The sequence below is a fragment of the Rossellomorea oryzaecorticis genome, assembly GCF_045897515.1.
GTDB lineage: Bacteria > Bacillota > Bacilli > Bacillales > Bacillaceae_B > Rossellomorea > Rossellomorea enclensis.
The window spans coordinates 12,034-25,520 of record NZ_JBJOSA010000015.1 but is presented as its reverse complement, the minus strand read 5'-3'; the positions used below and the strand labels follow the sequence as shown (position 1 = coordinate 25,520).

The window sequence follows — 13,487 nt, the reverse complement described above, 5'->3', positions numbered from 1 at the left end:
CTGCTTTCAAATTGTTTTAGTGACCGTCATTACTATCGTATGAAACCAAATTTGTCCCATATGTATAAAGAAAAGCAGAAGCGCCTTTTTCAGATTCTGGGAACGTTTGAGGGGCGCAGGATTACATGCTAGGATCGGGCTCTCATAAAAAAGAAAGACCCCTGCGCTGACTCATGCAGGGATCCTTTTGAACACTATATTCTACATGCTGATTAACGTCCGCAGCGACCGCATCTGCCGCAGCCGCCGCAACGGCCACACCCTCCACAGCGTCCGCAGCCGCCGCAGCGGAAGCATCCTCCGCAGCCAAAACAACTGAAGAAGCAAGTGAAGCCAAACCCGAAACAGCCCCCAAATCCAAGGAAAAGCCTTTCGTCATTTGGATCATACATATGCTGATCCCAGGAAACAGGCTGTGTTACCTGGAAATCCCCTACATTCAGACCTTGAAGTTCATGGTGAAAATTATTCATCATCTTCATTACCTCCCAAATATGCCAATGGCTCTCATCCAAGTAGCTTTCCAAAAAAATCTGTCTTTAGGTGCATTCACGATAAATGTGAACACTCCCAACCAATTTATGTAATTTGGGTGGGGGTTGTTACTGGTGTAAAAGCCTAATTTGGAGGGGGATGGGGTGATGAAGAAGACAAAAACACTCCAGTCGATGGACTGGAGTTTAGGACTGGGACGTTCCTATTGTACTTTAAATCAGATGATAGCCGGCAACTGTGTAATGATTTTTCGACAAGTGGCTTGAAAATTTTGAAAAGTGGAATGAAAAATGAAAAAGTGGCACGTAAATCTGGAAAGTGGTTTGTATTTTTGAAATGTTGCTTGAAAATTTTCTAAAGTGGTTTGAAACGGTTGTTGGACTGCCATAAGAGCTGATTTCCCGGCTTATATCCAGCCCTTGGCGCGGGTCCGATTACAAATTTTGCTGATTTTTCAGGATTTAGGATGAATTAATTGGATTTAGGCTGAAAAAAATGAGTTTATGATGAATTTTACCGGCATATACCTTAATTCCAAACCCGCAGTCAACGTTCTCTTTTGAGGTTGTGGATATCTAGCCACTCTTCAGCCTCACCTGTCAACCAACATCCCATCCCCTCTAAAAACCCCAGTATCTCAACCGGATTTTCAACCGGATCAACCGCATATTGAAGAGCTTGTCTCATCTCAGGTTCTTTACCGGGATAGTGTTTCGCAAAAAGTCTATAAGCCGGGTATAGGTCCCGGGTATATTTGGCTTCTTTCTCTATGACAAGGGCAAGGCCGGCCCTCACGATGATTTTCATGATCCATCTGCAGCAATCGACGATATCTTCCCTATCGTCATTACCGTCGAGGTCTTCTTTTGCCTGGTCGATTTGTCTCTTCAGATTCACAAGATGTTCATTTCCAAGTTTGATATCGGCTTTGTATTCAGGCAGGTATACACTTACATCATCTCCATACACACATACACTATGAGTCTTGATCATAAACGGTATGATGGAAAAGTGATTTGTTTTTAAAGCCTCATCAATGGAATAGAAACTAAATTCCACTCCATCTACACATTTATACTTCGAGTTTAAAAATCGTTCTGACTTTTCCACCCATCCAAGGTCCATATCATGAGTTGTTTTATTCGTAAGAGCGATCGTATCCAGATCTGAAACACCTTCTATCCCCAATCCACGAGGGATAGAACCCCTTATGTATATGCTGTGCAAGTCTTCTTTTAAATGAGCCTTGTAATGTTCGACCGTCTCTTCTATTACCTTCATAAACCCTGGATTGATGTTCTGCAGGCTGGCATCATTTAGGATGTTTCCGTTATGATCCGTTGGGCAAAAACGCCCCATTTCTTTAATGGTTGTCAAAGTACCTCTCCTTTTGTCAGTAAGCCTTCCCATATTTAACAAGCACATGCCACAATAGTTTTAATTCTTGCAGGACTTCTTTAAACGAACCGCGGTCCAGCCAATCTTGAGGGTTGCGATGTAAATCCATGACAGCTGAGCCGATGACACTTGCATTGATTCTATTATTTACTGCAATCCGTTCAGCAAGCGAAGGCATTGCTGTTCCCCTGAAGTCAGAAGGAACCTCTTCTGGGCTGAGAGAAAAGCCGCTGTGCCAATACAAGTCAATCGAATACTTACGGCAAATGTCGTTCATGACATGTCCGATTTTCTTTTCTTTAAAAGAAGGATCTGCCACCAGCACCTCCACATCATCTTTAAGGGAAATCTGGCCGTGAACCTGTGCTTCAATGTAGTGATTAAGATTGCGTTTTGGCGCTTTTTTTGCCGGGTCAGGTAAAGGCTTATCAAGGTTTTTTGACAAGTGTTTCATTAATTTACTTGGTGTCAGATTGGCTTCACCAATAGCGGAATCTCTGGAAAACACTTCTTCAAGGAGCGCAGAAAGTATAGGATCAAACGCTTCATATGTCCCTTTTTCTTTAGGGTCTTGATGCGAATCTAAGTAGGTGAATGTGGAACGATGTGAGGCATTAGGGGAAAGAAGGAAATAACATGAACCAAACCGGGGAGCCGGTCCATCCGGATGCAGCATCACATGTAAAGCACCGTATTTAGGGCGCTGGTCAGTGGTTGTCCCCTCCAGTTGATAGGCTCCCCCGAATAGTTTATTCTCCCATACGTCCCTTTCTCCCCCTGGGAGGGCAGATACGCTCCCGTTTGAGATGAATGTTTCAAACTGGCTCTTGTACATTCCCTGGTCTAAAAGTGCTTTAGCAACACTCTTCATGTCTGAAACCGGACGGTCGGGATGAAAATGAAGCCCGATTCTTGCATTGGCCTTTAAACTGCCGACCGCTTTTTCATAAAGATCCATAGAGATATTGGACATCCTCAAAATATGGTGAATGGTTTCATCGGCCTCTGCCTTATGGCTGCGGGCATAATTCGTGATATAGTCCAAAGCATATTTCTGAGACCTTGTTAATTCAGGCAACACAATATCCCCCTTTCTTTGATACAGTGACCCATTGTGGAGATTGGGATGATTAGCGTCATCTTCTCCTACCAATCACCAAACATCAGGCATTTCCGCATTTGCCATTAATGTCCCCTGAGAACTGCCTTTTAAAGCGCTCTCCGGACGAAATTTCATTCCCTTAACACCTTCCCTATAAATTCTGCCTTCGCTTCTGTATATTTCTCTCGATCATTCTGAAATTCCTGCGCCAGCTTGTATTTGATATTCGCGTATTCTTCCACAAGATGTGGATTCTCTCTTAATTTATCCCGAAAGTTAAGCTGCTTCTCCCACCGCTCTTCCCCATCCAGCATGAGATGCAGGTGGGCCGTTCGTTTGTCGTTCTTCACCTTTACAAAAAATCTTCTCCACGGCTGTTTGTCCAATTCAGGAGGGACATGATGCCAATGGTGTAAGTAGAGGCGTTCTGCTATTTGGTCCACCTCTTCGAAAGATGAAACGGAAGCCATTAAGTCGATGATGGGTTTTGCGGGAAGATGAGGGATGGCTGTACTGCCGATATGCTCCACCTGCTTCACACCGAATCGTGATAGTAGATGGAACAGCTCTTCTTTTTCTTGATTTCCTTTGTCCATCCACAGAGGATCAGGGTTTTTAAGCTCTATTTTTTCGTATGCCCATACTGGAATGTCCTGTTGGTCGTCACTTTTGGCCATTGTAATTTCCTCCTTTGATTAATCCTGCTTAGTTGGAAGACCGAATCTAAAAATTGCACCCGCCCCTGAACAACAAGTGCCTGCTTAGCGTTTTTTCTTCCACTCTGACTTACTCAATATGTAGTGATGATAACGTTCATTTTCTATCATCTGTTGACCCCGACATGTAAACCCGCACTTCTCAATCACTTTGTTTGATGAGACGTTGTCAATCAAAGCCACTGCATTCAGGGTTTCTACATTTGTATGTGAAAACAGATAGTCAATCAATCCCATAGCCGCTTTCGTTGCGTAACCTTCCCCCTGAAATTCACTTGAAATGGCATACATGATTTCTCTATTCGGTGCAGGCAGCTCTTCTTTGATGCCCGTACAGCACCACCCGATCAATTTATCCTTTTCCTTGATGAAAACACCGAGTTTTAAAAAATGGTCTCCGATGTCGGTCATGTTTGCAGCTGCATCAAGAAATGCTTTATTTGCTGGTATTTCGTAATTGGTGACCCAATCCAGCCTCTGTTCCTTGGTGGATTTCCAGTCAGGGAGGAAGTGATAGATTTCTGGTTGATTAGAAATTCTGTGTATATGGATGGCATCTTCGATTGAAAACTCTTGAAGATAAAGTTCCTCGCAATCGATTCTGAATAATCCTTGTTGTGTTTTATTGTGCATAGTGCTCCCCTTTAAGTGTTTTAATAGTTGACCGGTTCGGTTCTTTCCTGCTGTATAGTTGGAACTGTCTTTAATCTCCAGCCAGTCATAAGATTTTTTTCATCCAAAGGTCCCCCTGAGAATTACAACCGTAATACAGTCCACACCTTTTGTTTCAAGCAGCAATACTGCTCTGCATTCGTGTCAGAAAAGGCTTCCTCTCTGTTTGAAGGGACGTCCGCATAGGTGATGTTTTCACTAAATTGAGAAGCGGTGAAGTCGTATCGTTTACCACTTATGAAATTATAGAAATGCCAACCTTCGGCCAGTCTGGTCTTTTTTATTTCCCCGCCTAAAAGGTCATTTACCACCAATGCCGTCACACCACACTGTCCTTTCGCAGGGTTTTCCCTGCTCCATTTAGAACTTGACTTTACAGACCAGGATTCTGTCAAAGCCTTCTTTAATTCTTCTGGTTGTATCGTATACTTTTTCATACACCGCCTCATTTCTCAGCTGAATAACTAAATACAGCTTTTGGTTTCACCTGCAATTGATGGTCCCCCTTCTATTTATTTATGAAAACACAAGTCTGCATCATTACTTTTATGAATATTTCTGTCTATACTCATCAATGATTGGTGAGTCAGGGGGATTAATGTTAGAAGGGATTTCATTCACATTAAAAAACTGCAATTTTTCAACTTCATTTTCTCCCTTTTTTAAAACTCCCTTATACGAGTCACATATAAACGCTGTCACCACATTAAATACTTCATCACCGTGAGGATACTTGTAGTAAAAGTCTTGTCCTGAATAGACATTGAACAACTTCAGTTTAGATGCTGTCAGGCCCGTCTCTTCAAATAACTCCCTTTTGGCCGCTTCTTCCAAGGATTCTCCCAACTCAAGGGAACCGCCAGCCAACCCCCAGCAATGATTGTCAGTACGACGTTGCAGCAATATTTCATTCCTGCGGTTAACCAATATGACGCATGCACCTGCCATAATCAGCGGGCGGCTGCCCACTATTTTTCGTAAATCCGTTATGTATCCCATAAAGTTCCTCCAATACGGTTTCTATGTCTAACTGAAATCATTTTATAGTCATTTTCATCCCTGTATTCTCTATGATTACAGCCATCTTCTATCGCCAGCTTTCATATTATCTTATCTTAAAAGAATTCCTAATCTTGCCATCTTCAATTATTTCAAAATATTCAAAACAAAACAATGTAAAAAATAAGGATGACCAATCGTTGATTTATAAACCTTTAGATAATAACGTTAAATAGCCCCCCCGCACAACGACTTAACAATGAATATTGTCATCGTGCGAGTCAGGGGGGGCCATTTTACGTGTTATTTGATTTTCTAATCTTCCAAGAAAACTCAAGGATTTATAACATTATATGGTAAAATACACTTAAAGATTTCACCGTGGAAGGTTAGCCTAAAAAATCTATATAATGTTGGATTTGAAGTCGGCGTTGATAAAAACGTTCTTTATAGACAAAAAGCAGGGTGATAAGTCAATGATCGGAATAAGTATAGCGACGAAGTGGGAATATGAAGCGACATTAGAATACTTCAGAATAAAAGATGACGAACGTTTCGGTTATCCTTATGGCGAGTATTTCATGAGAACAATGAATGATACTGAGCTTGTTTTTTATAGTACCGGTGTAAGAAAAGTAAATGGTGTTGGCGGTAATCAGTATATGATTTCCAAATTTAATTTAACGAAAGTAATCGTTGCCGGCACATGTGCAGGAATAGATGACAGGTTCAGTAATTTGGATATTTTTGTACCCGATAAAGCCGTTCAATATGATTGCACAGTAAAAGAAATCGAGCCTTTTATTAAACAATCTTTCATAGTCGATATCGAACTATCAAAATATGGAAATGATTTTCATACCGGAACGATTGGCACCGCTGATAAAGCAGTCGTAATGTGGAAGGATTATTTAGAACTTAAAGAAAATAACATAATCATTGCCGATACAGAAGCGGGTGCCATTGCTTATATATGTAAGAAGAATGATGTTGAGTGTATCATTATCAAAGGAATATCTGATTTTCCTACAGAAGAAAGTAACTCTGAACAGTTCGAATCGAACATTGAACAAATGAATGTTTATGTAGAAAACACGCCCAAAGTGATGAATAAAATATTTGGGGAATATTTAGAGAGATTTATTTGAATCATTTTATTTAATATGCCTACATATTTAATAACGAAAGCTTGGTAATCTCCCAAACTTCAGACCTTAGACAACCCCCACCTTCGTTGTAAGCGAAAGTGGGTTTTACTGTTATCTTAAAGATTTTCCTTCTATTTCTTGGAGTGGCATGGCCCTCGCCAAGTCCAGTTTGCCAATTTCTTAAAATCCATGGCAGTGAATGTAAGCATCGCCTGCATTGAAACTTTTTTAAGAACTCTTAAGGTCAACCAACGCATGCCATCCTTTTCTTTTGCGTCCGCAAAGAGACCCGTTCACCTTACTCATTCTGTAAGGCTTTGTTTTACATCATGCCTTCTTAAAATGCTTCTCCTTGAACGCTATGCTCAACTCACTCCAAACATCAAACATATTCCCGTCAATATCCTCAAAAACAAAGTTCCTTCCTGCATGACCTCTGTCTTCAATCTCTCCTGCTTTAATACCTTTTTGAACAAAGTCATAATGTAATTTTTTAAGAGCTTCCAATCCATTCACTTCAAATGTTAGGGAAAAACGTTCATTCCCATAACTATCGATGAAGTTTAAACTTTGGTTCTCTGCTGCCTTTACAAGAAATATACTCTGATCTGCGAGATTTACTATCGCCTTATCTTTATCTATAAAACCAAGCTCGGCACCAAGCTTCTCTACATACCAATCTGCCGATTGATCGACGTTGGTTACAGGTATATAAGTTGTTCCAACTCTCCATAATTTTTCATTCATACCTAAACATCCCCCTTCCCTATTGAATGGCATCGTATAATTCTACTATCAGTTGATCGGGATTCTGCCAGGATTGAAAAATCTCGACATTCCATTTATCAGTTGATCGCTGATAACCCTGTTCTGATTCCCATTTATGCAGTTGATCATAAGCATCGAAAATCCTTTTGTTTGAACCTCTGTATATTGCTCTTGCATACTTTTGCGCAGGAATCGTGAGAGTGACCATATCTTTTGGGATATCCTCGAACTCTTCCACTTCGATGGCCACCCAGTACCCATCTTCGCTCTCCATTCTGGCATCCACGATAAACGCCCCGTACTGTAAGTCTTTATTTCTCACCTTTTTTATTTCTTTCAGACGATTCCCTATTAATCGGGATGTTTTAGGAATCTCTTCTGCATACTCTTCTCCAGCACACCAAACCCTGTATCCTACCAATTTCATCTCTTGAAGTGTTATGACTTTTTCGTCCTGTATCACTTTCACTGGCATTATGGTACCTCCCTGAAATAATTAATGAACCCATTTTTCCGCATAATAATTATTCATGAAATCCGATAAGGTTTGCAGACATTTCAATCCTTCCTCCTCGGCTTCCTTTGCTTTCTTTAATAATTGAACGGCCTTTTCTTTATTTCCTTTCTCAGCTGGTTCACCACCATGTGGGAAAGGAAACAACTCCCGAAGTTCAACCAAAGCCTCTGCTGCAGTCGTATAATGTTTCACAGCATCTGATGCGAATTTTCTTACACCCCTTTCCACAATATTCGTACCATCCCACTTGATGGTAAGGTCATGTAAGAATTTCACCGCAAATTCCCTTGCATCGGAAACAACAAGAGCATTAAATGCATTGCCATGGGGATCTGCATTTCCTTTCTCCAACACATCCATCCATGTATCATACGCTTTTAAACCGATGACATACTTATCTTCAAAGGGACCCTGCCATTCCCTTCCGTGAGCGTGATCCAGTATAGTATCCAATGCCATTCGCAGCATCTCATATTTAGAGTGTGGAAGGCTTTCTTCTATAGTGGTGGAGTACAATACACCTCTGATATCCGAGTATTCCTCATAAGTCACTTCTCCATCTCTGGAACAATCCTTAGCGAAAAATACCTTTTTAGTATCGTCATACCCGTAGATCAAACCGAATTCCGGAATGAATAAATCAAATCCGATTGCAGGTATCCCGCGATCGATGGAATCTTGAATCAATTCTAGAGTCTGTTCAACTTTATCTGGTTTTGCTGGGGCCTCTGAATCTGCCAGATTACTTGTGAAACCAAGGTTCGTTAAACTTTTCCTCATCAAATATCCACCAGGAATCGCGGTAGGGCCTGCGACATTGATCTCTTTCGAATCAATGTTTATTCGGAATGCATGACTGGTAAGTCCCATCACATCTATGAGGTTCAAATATTTTTTATCCGTATATTTAATTGCGCCATGGATGGCTGATGCAGCAGAAGTCTTTGTTCTCAGCCAATGATTTTCATTCACTAGTTGTTTTCTTTCCAATTTTAATTCCCCCATTTAGATCTCAGGTATGGACAAAATCTTTTGTTTTCTTGCTCCCCGTTCCGCTTTTTTCTCTACGTAATCATGAATACATATACGGATCCTCTCCTTTTGGACTTTGACTTTTGCCCGGGAGATGGTATTGTACACATTGGCTTTCGAAGTATTGAAGAGCTCTGCAATTTTACGTGGAGGTAGATCGTCGAAAAAATATGCTTCAAAAAAAGCTTTTTCTCTTTTGCTCAGACACTTCAATAAAGAACAAATACCATCCACCACACTTAACCTCATCATGTACTCTTCTGGATTGTTCTCTCTGGACTTTTCTGATGCTTTGTATGAAAGAAATGATAAAACCTGATCGATATCTCCCCAATCGACGGTGGGCTCTTTGTGTTGTGTCGGTTGAGAAGACAGCGAACTCTCCATTTTGTAACTCGCAATTCTCATCTTCATATAAGCTTCATTTCTAACAATCTGCTTTAACCAGGGAGTGAACTTATTTGTATCCAGCAGGGTCCCGAGTTTAATAAATGCCCTGAATAAAGCTTCCTGGACGATATCTTCCGCCAAGAATGTATCTTTTGCTACCGAATAAGCCCAGCCATGCGCTTTGGCCCTATGCATTCTTACCAATTCATTGAATGCTTCCTGATCTCCTTTCCTTGCCTGTTCAACAAGTTTCCCTTTTTCTAATTGTTTGAAATTTTCAATATCCAAACCCTTTAATTCTCCCTCAATTAAACGGCTTTCACCCAATTCAACTAAAGTACCAGTACCTGACATATAGATTGGACTCCTTTCAACACCTCCATATATAGAGATGCATCTGAAACGGGAAATCTAACAAAATAGCATTAAATTTTTCTTCATCTTCCACTTATCCCAATTATTTCAAATTCACTATAGTTGTACAATCAATTAATAAATTTATGATGAAGTTGGTCAATTTTTGCACTTCACCATCTATATCTAATTTCCCTAATCACCACCCCGGGATCATCCCAATGCAGCATATGAGACGTGTTCGGAATCAGTTTCACCGTTGCACCGGTTTTTTGTTCAAAAATGCCGGCGGTCAGGTTCCTGTATGAAGCTCGTGATTCAGGGAGCGCTGCCCGAAGCAGGCAAATGTCCAGGTGGCGGGGGAGTTTTTCATAAATATCCTCCGTTTCATTCTTGTGCATGCCTCTAATGATGTTACCGCCCGTTTCTCCCCTTGCGTGCCAATAATACTTCCCATCCTCTTGAAGGGCTAGATCCTTGGCTGCAGTCAACAATAACGGTGTTCTTCTGGAGTCGCCAAACACTGCCACATCCAAAAATTCTTCCCAGGTTGCTGCATATTCTTCAAAATCTTTTTCTTGAAATGCCACCTCCTCTTCCATTGAAATGGACAATCGTCTTTTCGTTTGATAACCCCCGTCAATCAGGATCGCCCCAAGAACCCTCTCAGAATATTGCAGCATATAGAATAACGAAACAAAACTTCCCCACGAATGCGATAAAAAATAGAATGTATCGATTTTCAGCAAGTCTAGTATTTTATCCAGCCAACCAGCCAGCGCAGGCATTTCATAGCATTCGGCACGGGTGAATGGATCGCTTTTACCGTGACCTGGAGCATCTATGCTGATGATCCTGTACTCACCCTTCAGTTCTTCAGCTATTTCTATAAAACTGAGACCTGTACTCCCCAGCCCATGCAGGCAAAAAATCACCGGCTTATCCTCACCCCCCCATTCTGTGATCCTCACATCGATTTCTCCATCATGAATAACATACCGTTTCAAAAAAACCCCTCCATTCTAATTTTTCAAACACAAAAAAACCACAGAGATTACTCTGCGGTTTTAAAAAGGGAAAAGTCCGTAGAGTAAAAAAATCAATCGGCATACTAAATAAGCATAAGAACATGCTTTCATCAGCTTGCTTCAAATTGATTTTCCACTCGTTCCCAATCATAAATCAGCCTTGTATACCAGGCCGCTTCTATGTCGGACTTCTTCACCTGCTTTTGATGTTTTTATCAATATACCACACTGTGATATGCATAACTACCAATAATTAACGTTAAACAACCACCAGCAACTCAATCGCTGCCTGCAAAGCAGAGAGCGTTTCCTTTTTCAAAAAGAAAAGCTGAAGACCCAACACCAGTCTTCAGCTTCTCTTCTACGAATCTATTTATTTTTAATAATCTTCATATCCTTAAACGGATAAAAAACAACGTTCGTCGTCCCTACAACCTGATCCATAGGGACCGCCCCGATTATCCGGCTGTCCGTGCTGTTCCTTCTGTTATCCCCCATGACGAATAAATGCCCTTCAGGTACAGTGGCCTGTCCGACAGCGGTATCCTCCAACTTAAATGATCTCGTTAACTCGCCTTCTATTTGCGCTTTCTGCTCATCGAGGTATGGCTCCTTATACGCTTTTCCATTTACATACAGGGTGTCGTCCCTGTACTCAATTTTATCTCCCGGCAAACCGATCACACGCTTGATATAATCCTGTTTCTCGTTTGCGTGGAACACCACAATATCGAATCTTTCCGGTTCCCCTATCTTGGATACAATCATCCGGTCCTGATCGTGTAATGTCGTATTCATTGAAGCCCCGTCAACAAGGATGGGTGTAAATAAGAATGCCCGGACAACTAACACGATTACTAGCGCAACCCCTAAAGACTTAATCCATTCAAAGGTTTCATTTTTCTTTTTTGCCATTTGGTTCATCCTCTCGCCTGCAAAATCTCTAAGAAACATGGGGACGGGTCCCTCAGTTCACTCCCAATAATGTTTCATTATATCATGTGTCCACTCGGGCTGGGTAATCGGCTCTTTCGGAAGAAATTCTTTCATGACGGGCTTTATATCCAAAATCGGTGTTCCGTTGATACAATCCAGACCTGCTACATATAAGGTTCTTCCTTCACGTTTCATGACCCTAACCGTCGTCAATCCAAGCTGATTGGGCCTGTTTTTGCCCCGCTGGCTGAAAATCCCTGCTTTAGGAAGATTCACATCATTCCTGGGATGACGGGCGCCAGTAATAATTTTTGTTTGATCGACTTTATGGAAATGAAAGATAATCTCCACATGAGAAAATGATTCGATTTCATTCAGAGAATCTTCCGGAAGGGAATCATCCAAAATGATTTTCGAAACCACCTTCCCCCAGTAATCATCTTCAATTTCATTCCGTTCATTGTAAGCAACACCGATTGGATTCAACGTAATCATTTTATCATATCCCTTCCTTTTGGCTGCCGATCAAACTCCTGGTGGACAGCCTTTTTAGGCAGAGTACACCTAACCAGTACAATTCCCGCAGCAGCACATGCTTCTTTACACGAGTTTTCTTTAATCCAATTATTCCAAATTTTACAACAAAGGGCAATAATCTCTTACGCACCAGCCAAAAATAATAAACCGGGGCCTATGGATGCCCGGGTATTCTCCCCACACCACTCTTGTTCTCAAAACGCTAATTTGGGTCATGGTACCTGTCCCCACGACCCACCTGCGACCCGCCGTCCCCACTACCCTTCCCCCTTTTGTGTCTAAACCATAAATCATCACCGAATTTATTGTGGTTGGAACACGTTGTTTAAAACAGGTATTTATCGTTATAATTTTCTTAACAGAGGAAATAGTTTAACGATTTTCAGTTTATTCACCCTGTACTGAAGGGAAACAGTTAATACAAGGAGGTGTGGCGATCTTGGAAGTCATAAGTAAACGCTTTTTCTTGTATCTGTCCTACAATAAGGCATTGGACCGAATGGCCAAGCGATGGGGATCTAAATTTGGGGCCAACAAGATCATTGGGGGCCAAACCTTTTCACAGGCCATTCCATTGATTACTCAATTGAACCAGGAAGGATTCCAGGTTACAGTCGATCACCTAGGTGAATTTGTTGATTCCGTGGATGATGCACGGGAACATGTCCGGGAGTGTATCGAGAGTATAAAGGCAATTGCTTACCATCAGTTGGACACTGAAATGTCTGTAAAACTGACATCGCTTGGATTGGATATCAGTCGTGACCTGGTGCTCGAACATATGGAGTTGATTTTATCCAAGGCAAAAGAATATGGAATCACGGTCACCCTCGATATGGAGGATTCATCCAGGTGCCCTGCCATCCTCGATATTTACAAAACCCTTCGGCAGAAGTACGAAAATGTGGGGACGGTCATCCAGTCCTATCTGTATCGGTCAGATCAGGATGTAGATGATCTCAAGCAGTTCTCACCCTATTTAAGGCTGGTGAAGGGTGCATATAAAGAATCAGGTAAGGTGGCTTTCCCTGAAAAGCAAAAAGTGGATGAGAATCTGAAACATCTCATCAAAAAGCAGCTTTTAAACGGTCATTATACAGCCGTGGCTAGCCATGATGAAGCGATGATCGATTACACCATCGGGTTAGTGAAAGAACACAATATCCCGAACGACCGCTTCGAGTTTCAAATGCTTTATGGAATGAGGAATCAATTGCAGTCCGATCTCGTTAAAAAAGGGTATACAGTCCGTATTTACCTGCCTTACGGGGAAGATTGGTACGGGTACTTCATGAGACGGCTGGCTGAAAGGCCTGCAAACATCGCGTTTGCATTGAAGGGAATCTTCAGCAAGTAATGTTCATTGCAGATAATAATTTAAGGAAGGAACGTGAA

The 13,487-nt window shown here is 41.5% G+C and carries 16 protein-coding genes and 1 pseudogene; 2 read left to right on the top strand and 15 right to left on the bottom strand.

All coding sequences use genetic code 11. From position 1 onward, the window contains the following. Positions 1 to 212 precede the first annotated feature (212 nt). The 7 genes from ACKA06_RS15775 to ACKA06_RS15745 form a co-directional block, all read right to left on the bottom strand. Entirely contained in the window at positions 213 to 473 is a 261-nt protein-coding gene (locus tag ACKA06_RS15775; RefSeq protein WP_411160131.1) for a heterocycloanthracin/sonorensin family bacteriocin, read from the bottom strand. Positions 474 to 1,041: 568 nt separating this feature from the next. Then, positions 1,042 to 1,872, bottom strand: coding sequence for a nucleotidyltransferase (locus ACKA06_RS15770; protein ID WP_411160088.1), 831 nt, complete (start codon positions 1,870 to 1,872; stop codon positions 1,042 to 1,044). A gap of 16 nt (positions 1,873 to 1,888) precedes the next feature. Further along, the gene (locus ACKA06_RS15765; RefSeq protein ID WP_411160087.1) at positions 1,889 to 2,974 is read right to left on the bottom strand and encodes a DUF3626 domain-containing protein; all 1,086 of its coding nucleotides are present in this window, start codon (positions 2,972 to 2,974) and stop codon (positions 1,889 to 1,891) included. Positions 2,975 to 3,126: 152 nt separating this feature from the next. Continuing rightward, on the bottom strand, positions 3,127 to 3,672 hold the full coding sequence (locus ACKA06_RS15760; RefSeq protein WP_411160086.1) for a GrpB family protein: 546 nt from the start codon (positions 3,670 to 3,672) through the stop codon (positions 3,127 to 3,129). Positions 3,673 to 3,756: 84 nt separating this feature from the next. Next, complete coding sequence (locus ACKA06_RS15755; RefSeq protein WP_411160085.1) at positions 3,757 to 4,344, bottom strand: GNAT family N-acetyltransferase; 588 nt, start codon at positions 4,342 to 4,344, stop codon at positions 3,757 to 3,759. 122 nt (positions 4,345 to 4,466) lie between these two features. Continuing rightward, a complete protein-coding gene (locus tag ACKA06_RS15750; protein ID WP_411160084.1) occupies positions 4,467 to 4,820 on the bottom strand; it encodes a YunG family protein in 354 nt (117 codons plus the stop codon). Between the two features lie 109 nt (positions 4,821 to 4,929). Continuing rightward, positions 4,930 to 5,382 (bottom strand): NUDIX hydrolase, encoded by a 453-nt coding sequence (locus ACKA06_RS15745; protein WP_411160083.1) that lies wholly within the window; start codon positions 5,380 to 5,382, stop codon positions 4,930 to 4,932. A gap of 476 nt (positions 5,383 to 5,858) precedes the next feature. On the opposite strand from ACKA06_RS15745, the gene ACKA06_RS15740 reads away from it, so the two are divergent. Next, a complete protein-coding gene (locus ACKA06_RS15740) occupies positions 5,859 to 6,530 on the top strand; it encodes a 5'-methylthioadenosine/S-adenosylhomocysteine nucleosidase family protein (RefSeq protein WP_411160082.1) in 672 nt (223 codons plus the stop codon). Between the two features lie 131 nt (positions 6,531 to 6,661). Here ACKA06_RS15740 and ACKA06_RS15735 read toward each other — a convergent pair. The 8 genes and pseudogenes from ACKA06_RS15735 to ACKA06_RS15700 form a co-directional block, all read right to left on the bottom strand. Then, positions 6,662 to 6,817 (bottom strand): annotated as a pseudogene (locus ACKA06_RS15735) (IS5/IS1182 family transposase); the annotation flags it as partial. Positions 6,818 to 6,857: 40 nt separating this feature from the next. Beyond that, positions 6,858 to 7,277, bottom strand: coding sequence for a VOC family protein (locus tag ACKA06_RS15730; protein WP_032086061.1), 420 nt, complete (start codon positions 7,275 to 7,277; stop codon positions 6,858 to 6,860). Positions 7,278 to 7,296: 19 nt separating this feature from the next. Beyond that, positions 7,297 to 7,773: a GyrI-like domain-containing protein gene (locus tag ACKA06_RS15725; RefSeq protein WP_197670375.1), complete on the bottom strand. Its 477-nt coding sequence runs from the start codon at positions 7,771 to 7,773 to the stop codon at positions 7,297 to 7,299. 21 nt (positions 7,774 to 7,794) lie between these two features. Next, entirely contained in the window at positions 7,795 to 8,805 is a 1,011-nt protein-coding gene (locus ACKA06_RS15720) for a hypothetical protein (RefSeq protein WP_411160081.1), read from the bottom strand. Between the two features lie 15 nt (positions 8,806 to 8,820). Next, on the bottom strand, positions 8,821 to 9,591 hold the full coding sequence (locus ACKA06_RS15715; RefSeq protein ID WP_058297190.1) for an RNA polymerase sigma factor: 771 nt from the start codon (positions 9,589 to 9,591) through the stop codon (positions 8,821 to 8,823). A 173-nt stretch (positions 9,592 to 9,764) separates the two neighbouring features. Next, the gene (locus tag ACKA06_RS15710) at positions 9,765 to 10,598 is read right to left on the bottom strand and encodes an alpha/beta fold hydrolase (protein ID WP_214873477.1); all 834 of its coding nucleotides are present in this window, start codon (positions 10,596 to 10,598) and stop codon (positions 9,765 to 9,767) included. 390 nt (positions 10,599 to 10,988) lie between these two features. Further along, a complete protein-coding gene (gene lepB / locus ACKA06_RS15705; protein ID WP_032086058.1) occupies positions 10,989 to 11,534 on the bottom strand; it encodes a signal peptidase I in 546 nt (181 codons plus the stop codon). A 57-nt stretch (positions 11,535 to 11,591) separates the two neighbouring features. Further along, positions 11,592 to 12,050, bottom strand: coding sequence for an SAM-dependent methyltransferase (locus ACKA06_RS15700; RefSeq protein WP_411160080.1), 459 nt, complete (start codon positions 12,048 to 12,050; stop codon positions 11,592 to 11,594). A gap of 481 nt (positions 12,051 to 12,531) precedes the next feature. On the opposite strand from ACKA06_RS15700, the gene ACKA06_RS15695 reads away from it, so the two are divergent. After that, positions 12,532 to 13,449, top strand: a complete 918-nt coding sequence (locus ACKA06_RS15695) for a proline dehydrogenase family protein (protein ID WP_411160079.1) — start codon at positions 12,532 to 12,534, stop codon at positions 13,447 to 13,449. Positions 13,450 to 13,487: the final 38 nt, after the last annotated feature.